This is a genomic window from Thalassotalea fusca (genome assembly GCF_053485835.1).
Genome location: NZ_JBQRUN010000022.1, coordinates 23,658 through 50,455 on the forward strand (window position 1 = coordinate 23,658; position 26,798 = coordinate 50,455).

At 41.6% G+C, this 26,798-nt stretch carries 22 protein-coding genes and 4 tRNA genes; 21 read left to right on the forward strand and 5 right to left on the reverse strand.

The annotated features are described in order from the left end of the window. Positions 1 to 24 precede the first annotated feature (24 nt). The 3 genes from ACSLUK_RS18060 to ACSLUK_RS18070 all read left to right on the forward strand — a co-directional run bounded on the left by ACSLUK_RS18060 (position 25) and on the right by ACSLUK_RS18070 (position 5,313). Entirely contained in the window at positions 25 to 2,511 is a 2,487-nt protein-coding gene (locus ACSLUK_RS18060; RefSeq protein ID WP_448550194.1) for an ABC transporter permease, read from the forward strand. 79 nt (positions 2,512 to 2,590) lie between these two features. Beyond that, positions 2,591 to 3,970, forward strand: coding sequence for a sigma-54-dependent transcriptional regulator (locus tag ACSLUK_RS18065; RefSeq protein WP_448550195.1), 1,380 nt, complete (start codon positions 2,591 to 2,593; stop codon positions 3,968 to 3,970). Beyond that, on the forward strand, positions 3,970 to 5,313 hold the full coding sequence (locus ACSLUK_RS18070; RefSeq protein WP_448550196.1) for a sensor histidine kinase: 1,344 nt from the start codon (positions 3,970 to 3,972) through the stop codon (positions 5,311 to 5,313). Before ACSLUK_RS18065 ends, ACSLUK_RS18070 begins: the two co-directional genes overlap by 1 nt. Before the next feature lie 11 nt (positions 5,314 to 5,324). On the opposite strand, the gene ACSLUK_RS18075 is transcribed toward ACSLUK_RS18070, so the two are convergent. Together ACSLUK_RS18075 and ACSLUK_RS18080 are read right to left on the reverse strand one after the other, a co-directional pair. Beyond that, a complete protein-coding gene (locus tag ACSLUK_RS18075; RefSeq protein ID WP_448550197.1) occupies positions 5,325 to 6,380 on the reverse strand; it encodes a patatin-like phospholipase family protein in 1,056 nt (351 codons plus the stop codon). Between the two features lie 32 nt (positions 6,381 to 6,412). Continuing rightward, the gene (locus ACSLUK_RS18080; RefSeq protein WP_448550198.1) at positions 6,413 to 7,756 is read right to left on the reverse strand and encodes an anti-phage deoxyguanosine triphosphatase; all 1,344 of its coding nucleotides are present in this window, start codon (positions 7,754 to 7,756) and stop codon (positions 6,413 to 6,415) included. A 148-nt stretch (positions 7,757 to 7,904) separates the two neighbouring features. Here ACSLUK_RS18080 and ACSLUK_RS18085 point away from each other — a divergent pair, with 148 nt between their 5' ends. After that, a complete protein-coding gene (locus tag ACSLUK_RS18085; protein WP_448550199.1) occupies positions 7,905 to 8,660 on the forward strand; it encodes a substrate-binding periplasmic protein in 756 nt (251 codons plus the stop codon). 105 nt (positions 8,661 to 8,765) lie between these two features. On the opposite strand, the gene cmoB is transcribed toward ACSLUK_RS18085, so the two are convergent. Both cmoB and cmoA read right to left on the reverse strand, forming a co-directional pair. Beyond that, the gene (gene cmoB / locus ACSLUK_RS18090) at positions 8,766 to 9,731 is read right to left on the reverse strand and encodes a tRNA 5-methoxyuridine(34)/uridine 5-oxyacetic acid(34) synthase CmoB (protein ID WP_448550200.1); all 966 of its coding nucleotides are present in this window, start codon (positions 9,729 to 9,731) and stop codon (positions 8,766 to 8,768) included. Continuing rightward, positions 9,728 to 10,462, reverse strand: coding sequence for a carboxy-S-adenosyl-L-methionine synthase CmoA (cmoA, locus tag ACSLUK_RS18095; RefSeq protein WP_448550201.1), 735 nt, complete (start codon positions 10,460 to 10,462; stop codon positions 9,728 to 9,730). The genes cmoB and cmoA overlap by 4 nt, the downstream gene beginning before the upstream one ends. 100 nt (positions 10,463 to 10,562) lie before the next feature. Between cmoA and ACSLUK_RS18100 the strand changes: the two genes are divergently transcribed. The 17 genes from ACSLUK_RS18100 to ACSLUK_RS18180 all read left to right on the forward strand — a co-directional run bounded on the left by ACSLUK_RS18100 (position 10,563) and on the right by ACSLUK_RS18180 (position 26,240). Next, complete coding sequence (locus tag ACSLUK_RS18100; protein ID WP_448550202.1) at positions 10,563 to 13,406, forward strand: transporter substrate-binding domain-containing protein; 2,844 nt, start codon at positions 10,563 to 10,565, stop codon at positions 13,404 to 13,406. A 123-nt stretch (positions 13,407 to 13,529) separates the two neighbouring features. Continuing rightward, positions 13,530 to 15,323 (forward strand): aspartate--tRNA ligase, encoded by a 1,794-nt coding sequence (gene aspS, locus ACSLUK_RS18105; protein WP_448550203.1) that lies wholly within the window; start codon positions 13,530 to 13,532, stop codon positions 15,321 to 15,323. 77 nt (positions 15,324 to 15,400) lie between these two features. Further along, complete coding sequence (gene ruvC / locus ACSLUK_RS18110) at positions 15,401 to 15,931, forward strand: crossover junction endodeoxyribonuclease RuvC (protein WP_448550204.1); 531 nt, start codon at positions 15,401 to 15,403, stop codon at positions 15,929 to 15,931. A gap of 108 nt (positions 15,932 to 16,039) precedes the next feature. After that, positions 16,040 to 16,657, forward strand: a complete 618-nt coding sequence (ruvA, locus tag ACSLUK_RS18115) for a Holliday junction branch migration protein RuvA (RefSeq protein WP_448550205.1) — start codon at positions 16,040 to 16,042, stop codon at positions 16,655 to 16,657. 51 nt (positions 16,658 to 16,708) lie between these two features. Continuing rightward, positions 16,709 to 17,716, forward strand: coding sequence for a Holliday junction branch migration DNA helicase RuvB (gene ruvB, locus ACSLUK_RS18120; RefSeq protein WP_448550206.1), 1,008 nt, complete (start codon positions 16,709 to 16,711; stop codon positions 17,714 to 17,716). 656 nt (positions 17,717 to 18,372) lie between these two features. Next, positions 18,373 to 18,783: a tol-pal system-associated acyl-CoA thioesterase gene (ybgC, locus tag ACSLUK_RS18125; RefSeq protein ID WP_448550207.1), complete on the forward strand. Its 411-nt coding sequence runs from the start codon at positions 18,373 to 18,375 to the stop codon at positions 18,781 to 18,783. After that, the gene (tolQ, locus tag ACSLUK_RS18130; protein ID WP_448550208.1) at positions 18,773 to 19,456 is read left to right on the forward strand and encodes a protein TolQ; all 684 of its coding nucleotides are present in this window, start codon (positions 18,773 to 18,775) and stop codon (positions 19,454 to 19,456) included. The genes ybgC and tolQ overlap by 11 nt, the downstream gene beginning before the upstream one ends. Before the next feature lie 12 nt (positions 19,457 to 19,468). Next, positions 19,469 to 19,894 carry a protein TolR gene (gene tolR, locus ACSLUK_RS18135; RefSeq protein WP_448550209.1) on the forward strand — a complete coding sequence of 142 codons (426 nt, stop codon included), beginning with the start codon at positions 19,469 to 19,471 and terminating at the stop codon, positions 19,892 to 19,894. Between the two features lie 3 nt (positions 19,895 to 19,897). Beyond that, positions 19,898 to 20,797 carry a cell envelope integrity protein TolA gene (tolA, locus tag ACSLUK_RS18140; protein WP_448550210.1) on the forward strand — a complete coding sequence of 300 codons (900 nt, stop codon included), beginning with the start codon at positions 19,898 to 19,900 and terminating at the stop codon, positions 20,795 to 20,797. Between the two features lie 43 nt (positions 20,798 to 20,840). Beyond that, positions 20,841 to 22,187, forward strand: coding sequence for a Tol-Pal system beta propeller repeat protein TolB (tolB, locus tag ACSLUK_RS18145; RefSeq protein ID WP_448550211.1), 1,347 nt, complete (start codon positions 20,841 to 20,843; stop codon positions 22,185 to 22,187). 40 nt (positions 22,188 to 22,227) lie between these two features. After that, a complete protein-coding gene (gene pal, locus ACSLUK_RS18150) occupies positions 22,228 to 22,770 on the forward strand; it encodes a peptidoglycan-associated lipoprotein Pal (RefSeq protein WP_448550212.1) in 543 nt (180 codons plus the stop codon). Between the two features lie 12 nt (positions 22,771 to 22,782). Next, entirely contained in the window at positions 22,783 to 23,568 is a 786-nt protein-coding gene (gene ybgF / locus ACSLUK_RS18155) for a tol-pal system protein YbgF (RefSeq protein WP_448550213.1), read from the forward strand. 149 nt (positions 23,569 to 23,717) lie between these two features. After that, a tRNA-Lys gene (locus tag ACSLUK_RS18160) sits at positions 23,718 to 23,793 on the forward strand. 28 nt (positions 23,794 to 23,821) lie between these two features. Further along, positions 23,822 to 23,897: transfer RNA gene (locus ACSLUK_RS18165), tRNA-Lys, on the forward strand. A 26-nt stretch (positions 23,898 to 23,923) separates the two neighbouring features. Continuing rightward, positions 23,924 to 23,999: transfer RNA gene (locus ACSLUK_RS18170), tRNA-Lys, on the forward strand. A 659-nt stretch (positions 24,000 to 24,658) separates the two neighbouring features. Further along, a complete protein-coding gene (gene nadA, locus ACSLUK_RS18175) occupies positions 24,659 to 25,699 on the forward strand; it encodes a quinolinate synthase NadA (protein ID WP_448550214.1) in 1,041 nt (346 codons plus the stop codon). A gap of 453 nt (positions 25,700 to 26,152) precedes the next feature. Next, positions 26,153 to 26,240 (forward strand) — tRNA-Ser (locus ACSLUK_RS18180). Positions 26,241 to 26,251: 11 nt separating this feature from the next. Here ACSLUK_RS18180 and ACSLUK_RS18185 read toward each other — a convergent pair. Then, the coding region (locus tag ACSLUK_RS18185; RefSeq protein WP_448550215.1) for a tyrosine-type recombinase/integrase at positions 26,252 to 26,798 on the reverse strand (547 nt) is incomplete at its 5' end.

The window sequence follows — 26,798 nt, forward strand, 5'->3', positions numbered from 1 at the left end:
GCCATTGCTATTAAGGATATCATTATGTCTATTGCTCTTGATTTAAAGTATACCGCAAGACTCTTACTGAAGAAGCCGATGTTTACCGCGGTGACCATTCTTATTGTCGCCATAGGATTAGGTTTGACGCTGTATACCTATTCTTTGTTAAGCAGTTTAGTGTTTAGTCCACTACAACTAAAAAACGCACAGCCTATCGTTGCTATTGAAGGTTTTTTTGATTACAACCATTTGCAACGGCGCAATGCTGACCCTTTACACCTATATCAACTTCATGAAAATTCAGGATTAATTGATGAGATTGGTATCTATTCAGAGGACATCACTTTTTTAAGTGCGGATAACCTAAACAGTGCCAAAAAACTCAACGCAGCTTTTGTCAGTTGGAACATATTTGAATTTGCAGGCGTTCAGCCAATTTTAGGGCGCGGATTTAGTCCTGATGATCATTTAGAAGGCGCAGAATCCACAGCCGTTATTAGTTATGACGTATGGCAAAATGTATTAGCAGGTGCGCAAGATGTCGTGGGTACAATGGTTAAGCTCGACGCCACGGCAACAAAAGTAATTGGCGTTATGCCTGAGGGATTTGCTTTTCCTGCAAGAGCACAATTATGGCGACCTGCGCTGCAATTACATGTGGCGCCGATTGAGCCTACCTATACTGGCTACCGTGCGTTTGCGCGGCTTAAAAATGGTGCTTCGATAGCGCAATTGCAACAATATATTGCTGGTTTTAACAAAGAAATCGTCGCGTCATTGCCTGAAAATTATGGTTATCGAATAAACGGACAGGGGGAATATTTGCGTGCTGTGCCGTACAAAGAAGCAGTTATTACGCAATATTACTCGTTGTTCATTGCTATGTTAGTCGTCGTGTTTTTGATACTGGCATTGGCCTGCATCAACGTAGGTAATTTGTTATTAGCACGAGTTAACGAACGCTTCAAAGAGGTGGCTATCCGTGTTGCATTGGGGGTACCACGTAATCGATTGGTATTTCAAATGTTACTAGAAAGCTTCTTTATTTGTACGGTAGGTGCCTTGCTAGCGGTATTGTTTGCGAGTTGGGGTGTCTCATTATCAAATCAGGCAATTGAAACAAGTTTTGCTGTTAATGGACTGCGTCCATTCTGGTGGCAAGTTTCGCTAGGCATTGACGGCATCAGTCTATTAATTATTGCTGTGCTACTGATGATTACATGTACCGGCCTATTTCCGGCTTGGAGAGCTTTATCGGGTGACTTTAATAGCGTTATAAGAGACGGAACCCGCGGTGCTGTAGGCAAAAATGCAGCCAATATTGGCAAACTATTGGTTATTTCAGAAATATCATTATCGTGTGTAGTATTGGTATTGGCGACAATTTTGCTTTCTACCAGTTATCGTGCGGGGCAAGCAGACTACGGGGTGCAAACACAAAATCGTTTAACAGCACAGATTCAGCTGCCAACGGAAAAATATCCGCTTAGACGCGATACAGAATTTGAGTATCAAGACCGAATGAATCGCTCAAAATACTATTACCAATTGAAAGAGCAGTTGGAGCAGTCTCCAAATGTACATGGTGTATCTTTCATGAGTAGTTTTCCCGGCACTGGTGAGGGGACGAGTCATTTTGAAATTGAAGGGCGCGCAGCGCAAGTATATTCAGAAAATCCTTATAGTAATAACGAAGTGGTTTCTATGGGAGCATGGGATACTATCGGTATGAAAATCCTTCATGGGCGTGATTTTGACCAGCGTGACGCACAAGAAGATGCACGAAGCATCATTATTAATGAGTCAATCGCACGAGAATTTTTCCCTAATGGAGATGCCGTTGGCCAACGCATTCGACGTGTTTGGCGCACTGATCAAGCCGAATGGGAAACAATTATTGGCGTAGTGTCAGATACCTACCATGGTTCAACTATGAGTGCTTCGAGTGCTTCATATAATTCTTATCATTTAATGGATCCTAGAGGGTTTTCATGGATGTATGTCGCAATTCATTTTTCAGGAAACTTTGAGGATGTATCGAGAAACTTACAACAAGCTGCTGCTGATATCGATGCTGATGTTGGGGTTTACCAAATACAAAGTTACGATAGCTTAATTAAGCAGCCGATGATGTTAATTCTGGCGGTAAGTAAGGTCTTTGTTTTTTGTGGCGTTGTTGCGGTGTTTTTAGCGGCTAGTGGCATATTTGCTGTTGCATCAAATAATATTTTGCAGCGGGCTCAGGAAATCGGCGTTCGTCGTGCATTAGGTTCGTCTGACGCCGAGGTGATGCAGTTATTCTTTAAACAAGCCATTTTACAGCTCGCGATTGGTTTAGCACTCGGGGTTGCTATGTCAGCGTGGTTGGCCAATTTTATTGCCGATACCATGATTATTGATCAGACAAGCTACTTGATGGGAATGTTAGGTGTACCTATTCTTATAATTAGTATAGTCTTATTAGCAACTTACATTCCAACGCGGAAAATGGTGGTAATGGAGCCTAGTTACGCCCTTCATTACAATTAGTTGTAGCGGCACGAGGTTTGACGAACTTCGTGCCTAGTCAATCGATGGAACAGCACTGAAATAATAACTAAAAATACATATGGAACAACAACATTCACTTTTACTTGTCGATGATGATCTTAGTATTGTCACTGCACTCAAATTACTGCTTAAATCGGCTGGCTATGAGGTAGTAGCTGTTCATTCTCCTATGGAAGCTCTGCAAATAGTAGAGAGGCGACAGTTTTCAGCTGCTTTAGTCGATTTGAACTATCAAAAAGATACTACATCCGGGCAAGAAGGTCTGGAATTGATAGAGCAGCTCAAAGTTGTAGATGAACAACTGCCTATTATTGTGATGACAGGTTACAGTAGCGTCGATATTGCAGTAAAAAGCATGCAACTAGGTGCAGTCGATTTTATTCAAAAACCTTGGCGGAATGAACGGCTACTCAATGTCATTGATAAACAAATTGAGATATCAAGCCTTAAGCGCAAAGGCGAAAAATTGTCACAAGAAAATGCGCTCTTAAAAAGTGAAAAAGCGGTAGATGAGTTAAGTGTAATCGCAAAATCACCGGCAATGAAACAGGTTATAGATACACTGACACGTATCGCGCAAAGTGACATGAATGTGCTTTTAACAGGGGAGAATGGTACCGGGAAGAGCATGTTTGCCAACTACCTGCATGACCGCTCACTTCGCGCTAGTGAATCAATGGTTAGTGTGAACATGGGCGCAATTACTGAATCTTTATTTGAAAGTGAAATGTTTGGTCACGTTAAAGGTGCATTTACCGACGCCAAAGAACAACGCATTGGACGTTTCGAATTGGCGGAAGGTGGCACGCTGTTTTTGGATGAAATTGCTAACATCCCACTATCGCAGCAGGCAAAGCTACTTAGAGTGCTAGAAGAGCGCAGTTTTGAAAAAGTTGGCTCGAGCAAAACGCAACGTGTAAATGTGAGATTAGTTTCTGCCACTAATGCATCATTGGAGCAAATGATCCAAGAAGGCAGTTTTCGTCAGGACCTCTTGTATCGACTAAATACGATTGAAATCTCTATCCCACCACTACGTGAGCGACAAGAAGACATTGTACCATTGGCTGATTACTTCGTGAAAAAGTACGCTGAGAAATATCGTCTTCCACCAAAAAGCTTCGATGAGCAAGCGGTAAACGCCATGAAGCGCTATGCGTGGCCTGGCAATATTCGAGAACTCAGCCACTTAATTGAACGCGCATTATTTTTGTCGCAAGGAAATGTAATCACAGCGCAAGATTTGGGCTTAAACAGTGTAGAACATACCAAACCAGAATTTGGCGTTGACTTTGAAACTGCTACGCTAGAACAAATTGAAAAGCATGTGATTTCAAATCGTTTAACGCGGTTAGGTAAGCAATGCCTTGAGATTGCTGAATCACTTGGCTTAAGTCGCAGCGCTTATTACCGTCGTTTAGAAAAATACAAATTGTAATGATGCGTCACTTTCTCAATCGTAGCCGTGTAACTTTTGAAGATAGGCTGGTACAAATAGCGTTATTAATCGGTACTATTCCGTTTATTATCATGTGCTTTTTGCTTGCCTATTCGTCAGTTTCTGTACATGCAACGATTGTTATCGTGATGGTCGCCCTAATTACCATCTTATATGGTGCGTTTCTTATTCGTCATAAAGTCGTTTCACAGCTAAGAACGTCAACTAATCTCATGGAAGCAATGGCTAACGGGGATTACTCGATGCGCGCGAATTCGCAGGTGTTAAACGGCGCGTTAGGGGAATTTAATGGGCTCCTTAATTCATTGTCGGAAACGCTTAACCAACAACGCCTGATTTCAAAAGAAAAACAAATCTTACTTCACAAAGTGATCGCGCAAATTGATGTGGCGATACTTGCTGTCGATAAACATCATCATTTAACGCTAATGAACCCTGCTGCTGAGCAATTGTTTAACAAAAGGTTTAGCTTAATTGAAGGTATGCCAATTAATCAATTGGGTCTGCAGGAGGTAGTCACTAAAGATATAAAACGCGTGGTTGAGTTCGAAGTGGCGACATCGAAGAAGAAGGTCTATTTATATACCGATGAATACTTTGATAACGGTCAGCGAAACAAACTCATCTTCATCACCGATATTCAGCGCTTGCTACTTGAAGAAGAACGACAAGCATGGCAAAAGCTAATTCGTGTGTTGAGCCATGAAATCAACAACTCCCTAGCGCCAATATCTTCCATTGGGGAATCACTCTCCCATTTGTTGACGACAGAAAGTGCGCCCGTAACAATGAGAGAAGATCTCGTTGACGGCTTAAACGTAATTGTTGAACGCTCACAATCACTAGAGGGCTTCATTGAGCGCTATCAGCAATTATCTCACTTACCAGCGCCTGAAAAATCGCTCGTCAACCTAAGCACACTGTTGGATTCTGTCGCGTCACTGTATGAGAGTGCACAAATCAACATCCACCATTTTGCACCAATTGAAGTTTTCATCGACAAGTCTCAAATTCAACAAGTGTTAGTGAACTTAATTAAAAATGCATTTGAAGCAATGGACGGCGAAAGTTGTCATACTGTCGATATTGTGTGCACTAACAGTAAAAAGCAGGTAATTATTGAAATCATTGATTGTGGTACAGGCATCTTCAATAGCGATAATTTATTCGTGCCTTACTACACCACCAAATCGCAAGGGAGTGGTATTGGGCTGGCGTTGAGCAGGCAAATTATCGCCAATCATGGTGGTGAGTTAACCTTGAGCAATCGCAACGACGGTCAACAGGGAGCGGTAGCGCGAATGACGCTACCGATTTCTTAACCCACTGTTGGCTATAAAAAAGGAAGGGGTTTAACCTTATTTACTTCTTGTTTTTCGACTATTTCTGCAAATGCATCTGCCAAACGGTGTGTCTCTTGTAACACAGTTTGCCAATAGGGGATTCTTTGCTCGGGCGTCATTTCGGTAAAGTCAGTACGATCCGGAATTTTCTTAAATGGGAGTAAGTCAATGAATTCAGCCGAAGGAACCAACATCACGACATTATCATAATTTACCTCAGAACCAACGCGTTGGCTGTTCTTGTCAAACCAACCGGGTTTAGGTAAATGATTAAAATGCGGATACAGCGTGAGTTTTTGTTGCCCGTTAAACGAAAAATCAAAATGGTAGTCGATAATGCCGCCGTCTCGATACATGCCATTTGGCGCGCCAGCGATGTTTTTCACGCCTTTCATTACCAAAGGAATTGAACCTGATGCTAATAACGCATCATGAAGGTTACTTTGACTTAAAGACACATAATGACTGGTAAATTCATCCGTATGGTTAATTTGAAGTTGGCTCTTAGGGTGGTGAAAAACAAATCGCTGGTACTGCCAGTTCAGCAAACGTCGAGAGCATTTATTTAGTGCCATACTTGATGCTAAACCTAACAGTTGTCCGAGCTTGTTTTCGGATGCCGTTAAGCCATGACACTTTGCCACGATGAAATGAGGCTTTATTACGTCGTTATTTAGTAGTTGCGTAATACCTTCGTTTCCATAAACATGCTGCAGCAATTCTTCAGCTTTTTCGGTTACTTCTTTGGCATTAGCATTCTTAGAATAAACCGTTTCACTATAGTGCTTAGCCAATTTACTAATTGCTTCAACAGGTTGCTGCTGTGCGAGCGCAGCAAAGCGAAAAGCGCCAGCTGATGAACCGATTAAATTTAATTCTGATGTTCGGTCTTTAAAAAATTCGCCAAATAAATATTTATCTAAGCCAAATAATGTAAACCATTTTGGGCCGCCACTGGCGCCAAGCATAACGTCAAACAAGTCGGCGCGTAAGCCTTGCTCTTTTATCGTACGTAGCGCTTGTGAACCTGCATAAATTTCTAACATTCGTTCTTGTGTATACCTTTGTCTAATGGCAACTATGTGTGCATTCGATAGTTAAACTGACTACTTGGTACAAATAATGTTTGATATAAATTTGTGGCGTAGTCGTCCGTCATGCCAGACACATAGTCAGCTATCACACGAAATTCATTATTTCCTTGTGACTGCGCATCTTGCCAACGTTGTGATGTTGATGCAGGAAGTAATCTTAATGGATCGGAGGCCAATGCTTCAAATAATTCCATCACAATTTGTTGCCCACGATATTCCAACTGCTGAATAGCCGTTTGCTTAATTACAAAACGTAAAACGAAATTTTTAAATATTTTTAGTACCGCCGCTGCAACTGGCGGATGTACTGCCTGAAAACGTAGTAATGGTTCTTCGAACGAAAGCTTAGCAGTTTCATTCAAATCAACTAATTCAATTGCAGTGATCAGGTAGTTAACCAATGCACCAATCGCTTCTTTTTGTTGGTGATGCTGTTGGCTAAACAACTTATCGGAAAGCGAATGAGACAACTCAACAATCCAATCATCGTCTAAAGCCTGTAGTGCAACAATCACGTTCTGGTCAAAGTCTGCTTGATTGACAACGCCGGTAACGATGGCGTCTTCTAAATCGTGAATGCCATAGGCGATATCGTCAGCCAATTCCATTATTGAGCAATCAAACGACTTAAATTTTGTTTTAGCATGCTTATTTGCATCTTCGGTAAACGACTGAAACGATACCCGATCGCTTTCACACAATGGGGATAGTACCCAATGTAATACATCAAGGTCGTCACTATAAATCCCTTTAGGAGGGTGCCATTCACAGGCTTTTAGTTGACGAAACGAAGAAGGAACTGCTGGCTTGTCACTATTTTGCAGGTTATCTAATGTTTGTGGGTATTTGACTAAGCCTAACAAGGTTCTTCGCGATAGGTTCATGCCGTAACCTTCGCTAAATGGCTCTAATTTTGAAACAATTCTAAAGGTTTGGCCATTTCCTTCAAAGCCACCATAGTTGCGCATCATAAAGTTTAAGGCGATTTCGCCTCCGTGACCAAACGGTGGGTGGCCGATGTCGTGCGCCAAACAAATAGACTCAATTAGTGTGTCATCGTCTAAGATCAAGTGGCTTGGAATGTCGCGGTATTTTTGCCTTAGCTGTGCACAAATGCCTGAGCCAATTTGAGCCGCTTCGAGTGAGTGGGTAAGTCGTGTACGATAAAAGTCGCTTTGTCCACTGCCCATCACTTGAGTTTTCGATTGAAGCCGACGAAAGGCTGCTGAGTGTAAAATTCGTGCTCGGTCACGCTGAAATGGGCTTCTATGGTCCTGTAGCCTTTGAGCAACTTTTTTATAACGTCTTGCTAACCATTGTTCATTCATAATTGCTGGCGCCCTAAACTTTGATAATGATCTACACTAAAAAGACATGTTAGAATACTTCGCATCCTGCAAAGTGCTATCTAACACAATAACTAATTTATGTCATTGAGTGCAATGTGTTTGTGGCTCATTGAACTTGGTGAAGAGTTTGAAATTACGATTTTTTTGTTTTCTTAATTTTATCATTGGCTTATTCCTGCTTACCTGTGTTTCTTTTTCAAGTTCAGCTGATGACAAAACCACGATAGAACTCGTCGCTGGCTTACCTAAACCACCTTTTATTATCGAAAAAAATAAATCAGGCATTCAAATCGACTTAGTTCGTGAAGCGTTTCGTTTACATGGCAAGAAGGTTAAGTTTGTTCATCTGCCGCTTGGTAGAGCGATTACTGGATACCAACGGCTCAATGTTGATGGTGTTATGACATTGCCTGCTAATTATCAGCATCCAGCAATGAAAACCTCGTCACCTTATGTTACTTACCAAAATGTCGCGGTAACACTGGCTGAAAATGAAGCAGTGATCAAAACAGTCAAAGATCTATCTCGTTTAAGTATGGTTGCTTTTCAAAACGCAAGTCGATATTTGGGGGAGGAATTTAATGATGTTATCTCCCATACAATAGACTACCGTGAAATGCCCGATCAGGCGAAGCAAGTCGAAATGTTATTTATGAGGCGGACTGAAGTTATCGTGCTTGATGAAAGCATATTCAAATATTTAATCAGTCAAAGCAATGATATTCGGCTCAAGAAGCCGTTCAAAATTCACTATATCTTTAACGAGCGTAATTATGTCGCGGGTTTTCGTGATGCAAAATTGGTTAATATGTTTAACGATGGCATTGCTAAAATGAAAGAGCAAGGCACTTATCAGCAAATTATTGATAAGTACCTGCACTAGCGGATGTTTACGCCAATTGGCATTACGGCACAATCAATATTTGCTAGGAGCGTATTGATTATGCCAAGTGCTATTTCACACCAATTTTCACACTAACTATGCTAACTATTTATTAGCAACAAAAATCGCACGTTTTGGGGCAGGATAGCCTTCAATTGTTTTTTCGGGATCATTTGGATCTAAGAAGTCTTTCAGTGATTCTGTATCAATCCATTCAGTTTTTCGTTGTTCGTCTAGTGCGGTTACGTCGGTATTCACATGACGAACATTTTTGAAGCCACACCGTCTCATCCACGCACACATTGCGTCGGCACTCGGTAAGAACCATACATTGCGCATTTTGGCATATCGCTCACCAGGAACAAGTACGGTGTTTTCATCACCATCTACGATGAGTGTTTCAAGAACAAGCTCGCCGCCATTGGCTAGTTGAGACTTTAATTGATACAGAAAATCGATAGGTGATCTGCGATGGTACAGGACACCCATTGCAAAGACAGTGTCAAACGCAGCTAGTTCTGGTAAGTCTTCCACGCCAAGCGGAAGAATGTTTACAGCCGTGTCGCTAATAAAATGCTGAATGGCTCTAAACTGCATCAAAAACAATTGTGTTGGATCCACCCCCACAACAAATTTTGCACCTTGGCCACGCATGCGCCATAAGTGATAGCCACTACCACAACCGATATCTAATACATATCGATCTTTAAGATCTGAAATGTGAGGAACAAGTCGATCCCATTTGAAGTCTGAACGCCATTCAGTGTCGATATGAATATCGTGTATATGGTATGGACCTTTACGCCATGGTTTTAGTTTTTTGAGTAAGCTTTCGATTCGTTTCGCTTCGCCTTGGTTAATATCTGCGCTTGAGCCAGCAGTTACCGACTCAGCCAAATCGATGTGACCAGGCGTTGTTTTAGGCAGTGCCTCGATTGTTTTCACCCAGTGCTTAAACTCACCATGTAGTTCATTTTTTTGCCATTCAGCAAGCTGCTTAGGTAATACTTCTAACCAGTGTGCTAGTCTGTTTTGTGCGATTTGTTGGTAAAACTCGTTAAACGAAATCATTTAATTGCCACAATAGAAAGAAAGTTAAAACACTGAAACCAAGGTGTTGCATGTGAAAAACCAACATCTTTTAATCGCGTTAAATGTGTGGGTAGCTCATCAGTAAGCATTACATTCTCAAGCGCTGTTCTTTTTTGTGCTATTTCTAAATCACTATAGCCATTGGCGCGTTTAAAATCATGGTGTAAATCGATGAGTAACTCATTCAACGGCGCATCTTGGTGTATGATTTTCTCAGACAATACTAAAATGCCGCCAGGGTTTAGACCGTTAGCAATCTTTTGTAATAATACTTGGCGCTGATCCGGTTGAATGAACTGTAAGGTAAAGTTGAGCACAACCATTGAAGCGTTTTCAATCGTAATGTCTTGAATATTGCCTTCGATGATTTCTACCGGTGTATTGCCCTTAAACGCAGTTACGTGCATTTTACAGCGTTCTACCATGGCTGAAGAATTATCAACACCAATGATCTTGCACTTGTCTGCGGTAATCGCTTGTCGCATAGCTAATGTTGCAGCGCCGAGTGAACAGCCTAAATCATAAACATTTGTATTGTTTTTGACATGGTGTCTACTTAAGCGGCCGATGGTATCTATAATTGTGTTATAGCCCGGTACAGATCGAGAAATCATGTCGGGAAAAACTTCAACGACTTGTGCATCGAAGGTGAAGTCTTTGACCTGACTATGTTTACTGGAATATATAATATCAGTATCAGAAGGTTGCATTAATGGGTATTCATGTGACATTGTGTGTTAAGTTGACGGTATTTTAGCGTAAATGATTCGTGATTGAAATTTTTGGCGTCGGTTTATAATAATTATATTTATGAATGTAATTAACGAGGTTACTCGTCTGTTAATAAAAAACACTGTGTTTTACGCATTGTTTTTTGCTGGTTGTCTTTTTGCGATCAACAGCCACGCCACAGAAAAACAATCGTATAGCATTGCGATTAACGAAACTTCTTATCCTTATCATTTTATCAATAATGCAGACGAACCAGCTGGCCTAATGGTTGATATGTGGCGCTTATGGGCCGAAAAACAGCAGGTGCAGGTCTCTTTTATTCCGTTACCATGGGAGGAAACCCTGCGCCGGGTTGGCGAAGGTAATATTGACCTACACGCGGGATTAGCGAAATCCGATTTGCGCGCACAAACGTTTGATTTTACTTCTACATTTTTCCCTCAGAACAGCTACTTGTTCATTCATCGAAATCTTACTGGGATTAACACACTAGAACAACTCGCACCATACACTGTAGGGGTAGTGAAAGGGTCGAACCATGTGGCACAACTACAACAGCGCTTGCCTAATATTAGGATACGTACTTATCCGAGCCGCCATGATTTATATCACGCAGCGCTTGCAGGAGAGATATTGGCGTTTACTGCGCTCGACAGGTTGTCGCAAAATTTTAGTGAATATGACGCGTTGTCTTCTTTATTTCCTGCACATAAAAAGATTCTTTATCGTGAGGGCGAATATGCAGCAGCCCTAGCAAAGAACAATACCCAATTATTGGAATTTGTTGAGCAGGGTTTTGCAAAAATATCGTCTGACGAACGAGTAACAATTGAGCGTAAGTGGCTAGGGTTGAAAAAAGGAAAGGACACTATCATAGCTGCCATCGATCCAGACCTTGCGCCATTTATGGGGATCTCGGCTACGGGGGTGCCTTATGGATTGTTTGTTGATATTTGGCACCTATGGTCAGATGCATCGGGCATCAAAGTCAAATTCGTGACGGCGAATATTGTCGATGCACAGCAAACGTTGGCACAAGGAGTTGCCGATGTTTATGTTGCTTACCCAAAAATTGATAATGTAATTCCGCAAGTGTCTTACAGTGAAATTAACTATCGGGTAAAAGCAAGAGCCTATGTTTCAAATCGTATGTTGGATATTTCGTCGCTAGATGATTTACGTAATGAAACGATAGGTGTTTATTATTTCTCTCCTTATATTGATGCGCTAAAAACACAATACCCAGAAATTAATATCCGAATGTTTCGTGATTTTGATGAATTAATTCATGCTGCTGAAAATCTTGAAGTCAAAGCGATTGTGGCTGAAATGGAATCCATGAATCATCGTCTTATGCAGTCGGGACTGCGTACGTCTTTCCACGTCCTACCAAAACCTGTGTTCAATCTACCGGTTCAAAGCCTAATAACGAGCAGTAACGAGAAGTTGGGCGAACTTATCAGCTATGGCTTTAGCAAAATATCGAAAGAGAAATTACTCGCATTGGAAGAAAAGTGGTTAAGCTTTAAGTCGGAAGGATACTTTCAAGAGCAAAGTACATTAGTGTCATTAACTCAAGAAGAGCTGGCATGGGCGAAAATGCATTCTAATGTAAAAATCGGCACCAACGTTAATTGGAAACCCTTGGAGTACTTTGACAGCAATGGTGAAGTGCTCGGCATCAACCCAAGCGTGATTAAACTCATTGAACAACGAGTGCCGTTAACATTTGAGCATGTGCCTTTTAGGAGTTGGCAAGCGCAATTTAGTGCACTGGTAAATGGTGAAATAGACATTTTGGCAAGTGCGACACAAACCGAAGAACGTGATAAATACTTACTTTTTTCTGACTCTTATTGGGATATGCCATGGGTGGTTATTCACCAACGACAACTGGGCTCTCAGCTTAAACTGTCGGATTTTTATGGCAAGTCGCTCGCCATCATTAAGGGTTATTATCTGGTAGGGCAAATTCAAAAAGAACACCCTAATATTGCGCTGATGCTGGTAGATGACTATCAGGAAGGAGTGCAGGCGTTGCAACAAGGGTTAGTGGATGGCGTGGTTGAAAATATTGCGACGGCATCAGAAATTGTTAGGCAAGAGAGCTTAATAACGCTTGGTATGTCGGTAGTTGATGAGTTTAACGTCGACCAAAATCGTTTCGCCACCAAAAAAGACCGAACAATGTTGGTAGGCATTATCAACAAGGCGCTAGCCACAATTTCTGCCACTGAAAAACAACAAATTTACGAAGAATGGTTTGAGATTAATGTAGAAACTGGTCTCGACAAAAATGTCGTTCTACGCGTAGCGGTGCAAGGGGTTGCCATCACGTTAATCATTATCGCTGTGATTATTGTGTGGAACAGACGCCTTCAGGTTGAAATTAGAACGCGTAAAGCGCTTGAAGAACAAATGAAACACATGGCAACGCATGATGAGTTGACCGGCTTGGCTAATCGTATCTTGCTAAAAGACCGACTAACTACTGCGATTAATTTTCATAAACGACAAGAGTTGCTCATTGCGGTGATGTTTATTGATTTAGATGGGTTCAAGCAGGTCAATGACACATTTGGCCATGACGTGGGGGATGAATTGTTAAAATTGGTCGCCACACGCCTTGATAGCTGTGTTAGGGTGTCTGATACCATTGTGCGATTTGGTGGTGACGAGTTTGTTATTTTGCTCACGGGTTTACACAACAAGAATGAAGCGGCCTATGTGGCCAACAAAATTCTTAATTTAGTGCAACAGCCATTTGAATTGTCGACAGGGTTTGCCAACATTGGTTGTAGTATTGGTATTGCAATTTATCCGGAAGACGGTGAGACAGACAGTGACCTTCTTAAAGTGGCTGATACACTCATGTATCAGGTAAAAGCGGAAGGAAAAAACCATTACACCTTTTATTCATAAAAGTATCGCTTTGATACAGGTGACATTCAGCACTATTGCTTTATAATGTGCAGCATTTTTACACCTATATAAATGCTGGCGAACAATCGCGGCAGTAAATTCGAACATTCAAGGCAACTTTTTATGCGAACTCTATATTGTGGTGAGGTAAACGAATCTCACATTGGTCAGGAAGTAACACTTTGTGGATGGGTAAATCGCCGTCGTGATTTAGGGGCGGTAATATTTCTCGATTTACGTGATCGTGAAGGGTTGGTACAAGTTGTTTACGATCCTGATTTACCAGAAGTGCTTGAGAAAGCTAATACGCTTAGAAATGAGTTTTGTGTACAGGTGAAAGGTAAAGTACGCGCTCGACCTGAAGGCCAAGTAAATAAAGATATGGCGACAGGCGGCATCGAAGTGTTAGGTTTAGAGCTAACCATTATCAACAAAGCGGCGCCATTACCATTAACATTAGATGACCATCAAAATAACTCAGAAGAGCAACGTTTAAAGTATCGTTATTTAGACCTTCGTCGCCCTGAAATGACTGAACGCATTCGTTTTCGCGCTAAGGTAACTTCTGCAGTTCGTCAATCGTTAGAAGAACAAGGTTTCCTTGATATCGAAACGCCAATTTTAACGGCGGCGACACCTGAAGGTGCTCGTGATTATTTAGTGCCGAGTCGTACACACAAAGGTAATTTCTTCGCTTTGCCGCAATCTCCACAGTTGTTTAAACAATTGCTAATGATGTCAGGTATGGAGCGTTATTACCAAATCGTTAAGTGTTTCCGTGATGAAGATTTACGTGCTGATCGCCAACCTGAATTCACGCAAATCGATATTGAAACTTCATTCATGAGCGCTGACGAAGTGATGGCAGTAACAGAGAAAATGATCCGTGATCTTTTTCTCAAGTTGCTCAACGTTGATTTGGGTGAATTCCCTCGCATGCCATACGCTGAAGCCATGACTCGTTTTGGTTCAGATAAGCCTGATTTACGAAATCCATTAGAGATTGTAGACGTTGCAGATATCTTAAAAGATGTAGAATTTAAAGTATTCTCTGGGCCAGCAAACGATGAAAAAGGTCGTGTGGCTGTGATCCGTGTGCCTGAGGGCGCAACGAAGTTCTCTCGTAAGAATATCGACGAATATACTAAGTTCGTTGGTATTTACGGTGCGAAAGGCTTAGCTTGGATGAAAGTAAATGACTTGTCAGCAGGTATGGAAGGGCTACAATCGCCAATCTTGAAATTCTTGCCTGAAGATGCTGTTAAAGCGTTGTTAGATCGTGTTAACGCTGAAACTGGCGATATCATATTCTTTGGTTCAGATAATCAAACGGTTGTAACAGAAGCATTAGGCGCGTTGCGTTTAAAACTAGGTGAAGATTTAGGTATTGTTGCTGACGAATGGAAGCCACTTTGGGTTGTTGATTTTCCAATGTTTGAAGAAATTGATGGCAGAATGCATGCATTGCATCATCCATTTACAGCACCAACCAATTTAACGCCAGAAGAGCTTGAGGCTAACCCAGTAGGCGCATTATCAAATGCATACGACATGGTATTGAATGGTTGTGAATTAGGCGGTGGTTCAGTTCGTATCTTTGATCAGGCGATGCAGTCAGCCGTATTCCGTATCTTAGGTATTGGTGATGAAGAAGCACAAGAGAAATTTGGCTTCTTACTTGAAGCCTTACAATATGGTGCGCCACCGCATGCAGGTTTAGCATTTGGTTTGGACAGACTTGTCATGTTAATGACGGGTGCAAGTTCGATCCGTGATGTAATGGCATTCCCTAAAACAACAACGGCGGCTTGTCCATTAACTAATGCACCTAGTAAGGCTAACCCAGCACAACTCGTTGAATTAGGTATTGAAACCATTAAGCAAGAAGAAAAGCAACAAGATAGTCAAGAAGACTAATCTTAGATAGGGCGACAGAACACGAACATGCTAGGTTCGTGACTGTCGCCTTTTTTAATAAAAAGAAAGAGCATAATTTGGCAATAATTCTGGGGATAGATCCCGGCTCACGATTAACAGGGTATGGCGTCATTGAACAGCAAGGACGTCATTTTAATTATCTCGGTAGTGGTTGCATCAAAGCAATTGCGCAAGGAGATGATTTAGCGACACGCCTTCAAACTATCTTTGCAGGTGTATCTGAAATTATCATTCAATTTAAACCGGATATGTTTGCCATTGAGCAAGTTTTTATGGCTAAAAACCCTGATTCAGCGCTTAAATTAGGTCAAGCTCGCGGTGCTGCAATTGTTGCGGCAACAAACAAAGGGCTTAGCATTGCGGAGTATTCTGCACGGCAAATCAAACAATCTGTGGTTGGCACTGGCGCAGCTGACAAAGCGCAAGTACAACACATGGTGCGTTCAATTCTTAAATTACCAGCAACACCACAAGCTGATGCAGCCGATGCGCTAGCAGTTGCCTTGTGTCATGCACACAGTTATGACTCTCTAACCAAAATGTCTGGGCAGGTTAGCAAAACCGTGCGCGGTCGTTTACGCTCGTAATTCATTTTTTCTTCTTCTCTGTAGCCTGCTAATAACACAAAAACTTTACTGTATAAATATATAGTGTTAAGGTTGCTGGATATTCTATAATTCAAAGGTGAATAGACAGTGATTGGTCGTCTTCGAGGTACATTAATCGAAAAACTTCCCCCGGAAATAGTTATTGAATGTCAGGGCGTAGGTTATGAAGTCTCAATGCCAATGACAAGTATCTATGCACTCCCTAACGAACAAGAAGAAGCTACTATTTATACGCACTTCGTTGTACGTGAAGATGCTCAGCTTTTATATGGCTTTGCTACCAAAACAGAGCGAAAATTGTTTCGCTTGCTCATTAAAGTTAATGGTGTTGGCCCTAAACTCGGCTTGGCAATATTGTCGGGAATGTCAGCAGAGCAGTTTGTGAGTTGTGTAGCACATGATGATTTGACAACCATTGTTAAAATTCCAGGTGTTGGTAAGAAAACCGCTGAGCGTTTATTGATAGAAATGCGCGATAAGCTTAAAGACTGGAATAGTGAATTGCTTACCCCATTCACGGATAAAATGCCCGTTGATGGTTTGGTGGCGTCAGCGATTGTAACTGATAGTCGCGGTGATGCGATAAATGCGTTAATATCGCTGGGTTATACGCAAGGTCAGGCTGATAAAGCTATTAAGCAAATTTACAGTGATGGTATGTCGAGCGAAGATTTGATTCGTGACGCATTAAAGGCCATGTTATAACCACTTTTCCAGAAAATATGCTGAAATAGCACTAATATGAAGTAAGTAAAAATGATAGAAGCAGATCGACTCATTCAACCTACCGCTACATTTGAAGATGATAATGTAGATCGCGCCATTCGTCCTAAGCTTTTGCAGGATTATACGGGGCAAGATCACGTTAAAGCGCAAATGGAAATATTCATTGAAGCGGCTAAGCGGAGAAGCGAGCCACTCGATCATCTACTTATTTTTGGCCCACCGGGACTCGGAAAAACCACGCTTGCCAATATTGTTGCCAATGAAATGGGCGTTAATATACGAACTACTTCAGGCCCCGTATTAGAGAAAGCGGGGGACTTAGCTGCTTTACTGACAAACTTAGAAGAAAATGACGTATTGTTTATCGATGAAATTCATCGACTAAGTCCTGTGGTCGAAGAAGTACTGTATCCAGCCATGGAAGACTATCAATTAGATATCATGATTGGTGAAGGGCCTGCCGCTCGTTCGATTAAATTAGACTTACCACCGTTTACACTTATCGGTGCCACTACACGAGCTGGGGCGCTAACGTCTCCGCTAAGAGATAGGTTTGGTATCGTTCAGCGATTAGAGTTTTACAATAGCAAAGACTTAACGGATATTGTCAATCGCTCCGCTCACTTTCTTAACCTTACTATTGATAATGAAGGTGCCTTCGAAGTAGCACGTCGCTCTCGCGGTACTCCGCGAATCGCAAATCGGTTGTTACGTCGCGTACGAGACTATGCCGACGTAAAAACGGCTGGGGTTGTATGCCAAGATTCGGCTGCAAGTGCACTTGCAATGTTAGAAGTGGATAATGAAGGCTTTGATATTATGGATAGGAAACTGTTACTAGCCATTATTGAAAAGTTCATGGGCGGGCCTGTCGGTTTAGATAATGTTGCCGCAGCTATCGGTGAAGAGCGTGAAACGATTGAGGATGTATTAGAGCCATTCTTGATTCAACAGGGGTTCTTACAGCGTACTCCTCGGGGTCGCATTGTTACCGACAAGGCATATCAACACTTCAATATCGTCAAACCTACCTCTTAACATCCGTTCTTACAAATAATTATGCAGGCTAGTTGGTGCTAATCCGACTAGTTATGCAATAAAATTTTCTAATTAATCTATACGTGAATTTAATTGGCCTATGCGTTTAGGTTATTCACTAATAAAACTAATCGACATTTCGATTTTATGTAGTGGCTAGTGTTGATATTTAGCGTTAGTTTTCTATCGGCTAATCTTTGTTTTTTACGGGCGAATTTGAAAAATGGCAAAAAAAAAGCCCGCATAAAGGGATGCGGGCCAACTTAAATCTCAAGTTGATAGAAGGAAATTCAATTCCAGGAAACATGTCAGAGAGTATGGATAGCAGCAAAACTATCAATACTAACGAATTCTGGCTAAGAACAAGCTTAAGGGTTAAGAGCGTTGTTCGGTGCGCTAGCTCAGAAAACAAGTGTATTTTAGCGAGACGATATACCTTTAACAAACGAAAAAAATTTATTTTTATCATTAGAAAAACTAATGCGAAAGTTGGTTGGAGAGGGTCGTGTTTGCTGTTGTTCTTCTTTTAACTATTTGTCATTAACTATTATTTGTAATTTATTACAAACAAATAGGCTAAGGGCTTGTTTGAGGGTGAGTAAATCTATTACTATAGTGCGCGCTATAAGAACTAAATAATAAGTTGTCATTTTTGAATGTTTGAAAAAGTAAATTCATTTCCTCTCCGCGTATATTATGAAGATACCGATGCAGGCGGGATCGTGTATTTTGCTAATTATCAAAAATTTTTCGAACGTGCACGAACTGAGTGGTTGCGCGAATTAGGCATAAATCAATCTTATTATTTAGAACAAAACCTCGGCTTTGTGGTCAGAAAGGTTGAAATGGAGTACTTGGCCTCTGCAAAGCTAGATGACTTGCTAAATGTAGTGACAGAAATAAGTGACTTAAAAAGAGCAAGTGTTGTATTTAAGCAGTATTTATATAACGAAAATGAGCAACTACTTTGTCAAGCTGACGTTCTGGTTGTTTTTGTTAATCTTGAGCGAGCAAAGCCTTGTGCCATACCTGATGAATTACTTGGAGCATTAAAACGTGTCAGCTGAAATTTCTTTTTTTGAATTGTTTTTACAAGCAAGCTTGTTGGTTAAGTCGGTAATGATTATTTTGTTAGGATTTTCCGTGGCTTGCTGGGCCATGATTTTCCAACGTCGAAAAGTATTGCAACAGGCGCGTGCTCAATTAAAGACGTTTGAAGACAAATTTTGGGGCGGTGCTGACTTAAGCCGCCTTTACAATGAAGTGTCTGCGCGTAACCAAATTTCTGGTATAGAAAGTTTGTTTGTTGCAGGGTTTAAAGAGTTTGCACGTTTAAGAAAAAGCAATATTAGCTCACCTCAAGCCGTAGTCGATGGCACGCACCGAGCAATGCGCGTTGCATTATCTCGCGAAGTCGATTCTCTGGAAACACATTTACCTTTCATGGCAACTGTAGGGTCAATCAGCCCATATATTGGCTTATTTGGTACGGTTTGGGGGATTATGAATTCCTTCATCGCGTTAGGCGCTGTTGAGCAAGCTACCTTGGCCATGGTGGCACCAGGTATTGCAGAAGCATTGGTGGCAACCGCGATGGGACTATTCGCTGCTATTCCTGCGGTTATGGCATTTAACCGTTTTAGCCATAGTGTAGAAAAGTTAGAAAACAGCTACGGCAACTTTATGGAAGAGTTTTCGAGTATTTTGCAACGACAAACTGCAAGTGAAGGCCAAGCGTAGCGGAGAACGATTATGTACAATCGTGTTAGAAGAAAAAAAGTCGCCGAAATAAACGTTGTGCCGTATATCGATGTAATGTTGGTGTTGTTGATTATTTTCATGGTAACGGCACCACTAATTACCCAAGGCGTGAAAGTTGATTTGCCTAAAGCGGATGCTGAGCCTTTAAGTAAAGACAGTAAGCCGCCGCTAGTTGCGTCAGTTGACGCGAATGGTAATTACTACTTAGCCGTGGGAGCTGGCAAGAATGAGCCAATGTCTGCTGAGGAAGTTGCTACGCTCGTGGCTGCACATTTGCAGGTTAATCCCGATACGCCTGTAGTGGTTAACGGCGATGGCGCAGTTTCATACGATGCGGTAATCCAGTTAATGGTGCTATTGCAAAAACAAGCAGGTGTGCCGTCTGTTGGTTTAATGACAGATTCGCTGGAGAAGTAATACGTGAGTCACAAATATACCGTCGCCATTTCTCTCAGTGTTGCCTTACATGCAGTATTAGCTATAGTGCTGTTGTTTGGTGATTTTGCGGCAACGCCTCCCAAGCCAACGCCGGTCCCTGCTACGGTAGAACCTATTAAGGCGGTAGCGATTGATAAAAGCAAGGTTACAGAGCAGGTTAATCGCATTAAAAAGCAAAAAGCGGATGAAGCTAAACGCTTGCAAGAACTTGAAGACCGCGCTAAACGTGCTCGTGAGAAAAGAGCGGCGGAAGAGAAGCGAATTCAAGATCTAGAAAAGCAACGTAAGAAGAAAGAAAGCGAAAAGAAAGCCGCTGACGCAGCTGCAAAAAAAGCCAAAGCGAAAGCGGATGCTGCTGAGAAAGAGCGCAAGCGCAAAGAGCAAGAAAAGCTAGCAGCCGATAAAGCCGCGGCTGATGCCAAAGCAAAGCGTATAAAAGAAGAGCAAGCAGCTAAAAAAGCGGAAGAGCTTCGTAAAAAGCAAGAAGCAGAGCGCAAACGCAAAGAACAAGAAGCACGAGAGCGAGCGGAGCAACAAAAGTTACTTGAGCAGCAAATGGCTGAAGAAATGGCAAGCAGACAGCAAGCGCGTCGCCAGCAAGTGATGACTGAAATTCAACGATATACAGCATTGATTACTCAGACGATTCAACGTAACTTAATAACCGATCGCAGCACAATGGAAGGTAAATCGTGTAAATTACGAATTAGTTTGGCACCTTCTGGTTTTGTGACCAATGTTGTCAAAGGGCAGGGAGACCGCACCGTTTGCGACGCGGCTGAAGCTGCTGTATACAAAGCGGGGACATTACCAGTTTCAAAAGATCCAGAGGTCTTTAAGGAAATGAGTAATATCAGCTTAACGGTAGAACCGGAATTTTAGATCAAAAGAATTGAAATTAATTGAGAGCAACAACCTTATTAATATGAAGAATTTTATACTTGGATTAACACTCGCAGCCAGCCTCATAATTAGCAAGGCCCATGCGACATTAGAAATTGTTATCACTGAAGGTATTGATAGCGCACGTCCAATTGCGGTGCTACCGTTTAAATGGACTGGCACTGGCCCCGTTCCTGACAGAATTTCTCAAATCATTGCCGAAGATTTATTACGTAGCGGTAAATTTAGCCCTATTAATGAATTACGTTTTCCGCAAGTTGTGTCTCATGATTCAACCGTTGATTACGCAGCGTGGGCAGCTGAAGGTGTAGAAGACATCGTTGTCGGTGAAATCAAAGAAGTTTCTATTGGTCGCTATGAAGTTAAATATCAACTCATTGATGTATTGCGTGGCCAAATTACGGGTGGTCAAACTCAGATGTTGAGTAGTGGCCAATTGGTTAAATCTTCAGATCACATCTTAGATGAAAGTACTGTAGTGATTGGCGCGGACCAATTTAGACGTTATGCGCACCGAATCAGCGATGTAGTATATGAAAAGCTGACTGGCACACGAGGCGCGTTCTTAACCAAAATTGCTTATGTGATTGTGCGTGATTCAGGGGACTACCCATACCAGCTTGTTATTTCAGATTACGATGGCTATAACGAGCATGTGTTATTGAGTTCAAAAGAGCCATTAATGTCACCAAACTGGCATCCTAATGGCGATAAACTAGCTTATGTAACGTTTGAAAATCACCAAGCACAAATATTTGTGATCGACATTTACACAGGCAAACGCGAAATTATTAGTTCATTTAAGGGAATAAATAGTGCGCCTAAGTGGTCTCCTGATGGACGACAGATGGCAATGGTACTGTCAAAGGACGGTAATCCAGATATTTATCTCATGGACATTAATACGCGAAAATTAAGACGTGTAACGCGCCATAGAGCAATTGACACTGAACCAAGTTGGTCTCCAGACGGTAATTCCTTGATTTTTAGTTCAGAACGGGGTGGTAAAGCGCAGCTTTATCGCGTAAATTTAGTCGATGGTAAAGTAAGACGCCTTACTTTCGACGGTGAAATGAATTTAGGTGGTTCGTTAACACCTGATGGTCGCCAACTTGTGATGGTTAACAGAACAAGAGGCAAATACCATTTGGCGAAACAAGAGTTAAGCGGTGGCATGTTCCAGGTTTTAACTTCAACAAGGCTTGACGAATCACCGAGTATTGCGCCAAATGGCGGGATGATTATTTACAGTACTTTGCATAATAATCGACAAGTACTAAGTTTAGTGTCTGTGGATGGTCGATTTAAAGCACGTTTACCTGCTTTGAATGGTCAAGTGAAATCACCGGCATGGTCACCATTTTTATAAACATGATTTAATAAGAAATTGTAACAATAAGGAAAATAAAATGCGCTTGAATAAAACTGTGAAAGCTCTTGCTGTTGCATTGCCAATTATGGCATTGGCTGCTTGTAGTTCAAATTCTGATTCTGATGCTGAGAGTCAAGTAGATACTAATGCACAAAATACGGCATCAACTACTGAAGATACAGTACAAGTTAATGCGGCTCAGCGTGCAAAAGAAATAGAAGAGCAAAAGCGTAAACAAGAATTAGAACGTCTACGTTCTGAGCACATCGTTTACTTTGGTTTTGATAAGTCATCTGTAGATAGCGAATTCACTGCTATTCTTGATGCTCATGCAAAATTCTTGAACGAAAATCCAAACGTTACAGTTTTAATCGAAGGTCACACTGACTTACGTGGTACACCAGAGTACAACATTGCATTGGGCGAGCGTCGTGCGAAAGCTGTTGCAACTTACTTGGAAACATTAGGTGTTGCTTCTTCTCAGTTAAGCGTTGTTAGCTACGGTGAAGAAAAGCCTATGGTTAATGATCGTACAGAAAGTGCGTTCGCTAAAAACCGTCGTGCAGTATTAGTTTACTAATCAGGCGGTGTAATGAAACTGAATAAAGTTTTATTAAGCATGCTAGCTGCAGTGGCTGTTCAAGCCTCTGCAGCAGAGCCTGCACCTGTGATAGATATTTCTACACAGAAATCATATTCTGGTGGTTCTGTACTAAGTGCAAGTGAGCAACTTGAACAAACGAAGCGTCAGCTGGAAGCTCAGAAGAGGGCGCAGTTAAACCTACAGAATCAACTTACCGAACTTCAAGACGAAGTAAATGAGTTACGTGGCGTTACTGAGCTACATACTCATCAGCTTACGCAAATCCTTGACCGACAACGCGAGCTTTATCAAGAAATAGAACGTCGTGTTTCGCAAGCAACGCAACAAGCAACACCACCTTCTTCTATAGCCTCTAATACGGTTGGACAGACACCTACTGTTAATTACAGCTCGGATTTAACTGAAAACGATGCGTATGATCGTGCAGTTAATATGGTGCTTAAAGACAAGCAGTATGATCAAGCGATTCCTGCATTTAAAGACTTTTTGGGCAAATATCCTAACTCAGGTTATGCCGCTAATGCGCACTACTGGCTAGGACAACTTTTATTTAATAAAGGTGAACATGCTCAGGCCGGTAAAGAGTTTGAAATGGTCGTTACGCGTTTTAAAGAGTCAACTAAACGCAGTGATGCTATGCTTAAGCTTGGTATGGTGGCGCAAGAGCAAAATAATAATGCTAGAGCTAAGCAGCTTTATCAGCAGGTGATATCTGAATATCCAGATTCTAGCGCAGCTAAATTAGCGGGACCTAGATTAAGTAGCTTGAATTAGTCGTTTTTATGGCGATAACTTGCACTAAATGCTGTGTTTTTGTGCAAACAAACGCGAATTGCAAAAAAACTGTAATTTGTGGTTGCAACTGAAAAAATTATAAGTATCATATGCGGCGCGTTGAGGCACTAACCTCAATTAGCAAAAGTGGGTCGTTAGCTCAGTTGGTAGAGCAGTTGGCTTTTAACCAATTTGTCGAAGGTTCAAATCCTTCACGACCCACCACTTTACAATTTGATAGTTTAAAGAATAAGGGTCGTTAGCTCAGTTGGTAGAGCAGTTGGCTTTTAACCAATTTGTCGAAGGTTCAAATCCTTCACGACCCACCACTTTCTTTAAACACAAATCGCATAAAGGGTCGTTAGCTCAGTTGGTAGAGCAGTTGGCTTTTAACCAATTTGTCGAAGGTTCAAATCCTTCACGACCCACCACTTTCTTCAAATTCCCGAGTTATCAAGCTCTCAAGCTCTCAAGGTTCTTATTTAAAAATCTAAGCCAAGGCTTTTAACGTTTATACCTAAATTACGTGTCAAAGGTTCAAATCCTTCACGACCCACCACTTTCTTCAAATTCCCGAGTTATCAAATTTTAAAGCTCTCAAGTGTCTTATTTAAAAATCTAAGCCAAGGCTTTTAACGTTTATACCTAAATTACGTGTCATCACTCGCCAGTTTCACTTTTGGCGAAATCGATAGTATTTATCTTTATATCCAGCACAAAAAAAACGTTCGCACTGAGCGTGAGAAACGAACTGTCGAAGTGTTAAGGTCAATCAATCTGCAAGTGCGTACCTCACATTCAGAATGAACGGAATGCTCTAAAGCTAACAAGTCGGTTTCATCCATTGCTCCGAGCACAAACAAAAACGTTCGCACTGAGCGTGAGGAACGAACTGTCGAAGTGTGAGTGCCTTTTTAATCAAGCTAATAATATGCGAATATGACCGAAGCCTTAATCCAGCAAACGGGCAAACAAGCCTTTATTTAGTTAAAAACTAACAGCTTAGCCTCCCATATTTTCAATATTACACTTTCTACTAAATTTCACGTATAATCGCGACCACAATCACCGTCGTAGTAGAGAGAGTCACATGTCTCAAGGTAATTTAGCTGTAGATTTCGAGTTTAATTTTCCTGCCAAACCCGCACAGTTAAGTGCGCATGAAAAGCAAGAATACAAAGAACGAATAAAACAATTGCTGATTGAGAAAAATGCGGTATTAATCGCGCACTATTACACTGATCCTGAAATTCAAGCATTGGCTGAGGAAACGGGCGGTTGTGTAGCAGATTCTCTCGAAATGGCACGCTTTGGTAATCAACATCAGGCAGACACCCTAATCATTGCTGGTGTTAAGTTTATGGGCGAAACGGCTAAAGTATTAACGCCACAAAAGACGGTTGTTATGCCAACCCTTGAAGCAACATGCTCATTGGATTTAGGCTGCCCAATTGATCAGTTCAATGCGTTTTGTGACCAACACCCTGACAGAACGGTAGTTGTGTATGCAAATACGTCTCCAGCGGTTAAAGCGCGTGCAGATTGGATAGTAACCTCATCTTGTGCACTTGAAATCGTTGAGCATTTAGACGAGCAGGGCGAAAAGATTCTATGGGGCCCAGATCGTCATTTAGGCAACTACATTCAAAAGCAAACCGGTGCCGATATGATCATGTGGCAGGGCGCTTGTATTGTTCACGATGAATTTAAAACGAAAGCACTTAAAGACATGAAAGCGCTACATCCAGATGCGGCGATACTCGTGCATCCCGAGTCACCAGCTGAAATTGTAGAGCTGGCTGATGCGGTAGGTTCAACAAGCCAATTAATAAAAGCAGCACAAGAACTTCCAAATAAGAAATTCGTTGTTGCAACAGATCGCGGTATTTTCTATAAAATGCAACAGCTTTGCCCTGACAAAGAGTTCTTTGAAGCTCCAACAGCAGGTGAAGGCGCAACATGCAGAAGCTGCGCTCATTGCCCGTGGATGGCGATGAACGGCTTAAAAGCAATAGAAGAAGCGTTGATTGATCCTACAGGCAAAGAAGTGTTTGTGAGCGACGAAGTGCGCATTGGCGCGCTTAAATCGACAAACAGAATGCTTGATTTTACTGCAGCGATGAAGCGATAAGCTACTTTTTGAGCAAACTGCTAATTAATCTGAAGAAAGCCTTGCTATAGCAAGGCTTTTTTTCTACCATAGCGCAGCTTTTTTAAGTGAAAAAGCTATTAATTAGGTGACGTGTCCGAGTGGCTGCCAAGTGGAAATACCACGCCGTGGCGTGCTCAGCCAAATCACCTCAGTGCCGATAATCACTGAAAAAACTTATCAGTAAAATTTGTTTCTTAAAATGGTGACGTGTCCGAGTGGCTGCCAAGTGGAAATACCACGCCGTGGCGTGCTCAGCCAATTAACCACTAGTGAGAAGAACACTAGAAAATAAAATCTTCAGCAAAATCTAAATAAGGTGACGTGTCCGAGTGGCTGCCAAGTGGAAATACCACGCCGTGGCGTGCTCAGCCAATTCACCTCAGTGCCGATAATCACTGAAAAAACTTATCAGTAAAATTTGTTTCTTAAAATGGTGACGTGTCCGAGTGGCTGAAGGAGCACGCCTGGAAAGTGTGTATACGGCAACGTATCGAGAGTTCGAATCTCTCCGTCACCGCCATCTCCCGCCCTTTAATCTAGCGGGTTTAGTTCTATCTCTTCAAATCTTGGATCAGCATTGGATCTTTTTGAATCATAACCCAGCATATTTGAAACCTGCATAGCCATATCTGGCATTTCATTTGGCATGTACTTTCCGTAATGCTCTTCAATCATTTTTATGCTTTTATGACCCATCTGATTAGCGATCCATTTGATGTTGACACCTTTAGTAAGTAATTGACTCGCAAATGTGTGTCTTGCTTGTTTTGGTGGACGTACTCTTATTCCTGCTTTTGCCAAATGACTCATAAAGAATCGAGAACGGTAGTTACTCACATCGGAGTGTGGTTCATTGGTTAGGCTATTGAGAAATACAAGCCTAACGTTATCTGTTTCAACTGTTTTGTTGTCCTCTGCAAGCACTTTTACCTTTTGATTAGGCAAGTTCTTATACCAATCCGCATTAAAGATTGCCCACCACTGCCCACTTCCTTGAACACATTTTGATGACACGTTTTGTGTCTTTTCTAAAGCTATTCCAAGCGTGACTACATGCGTTGACAATATCCTCATATCC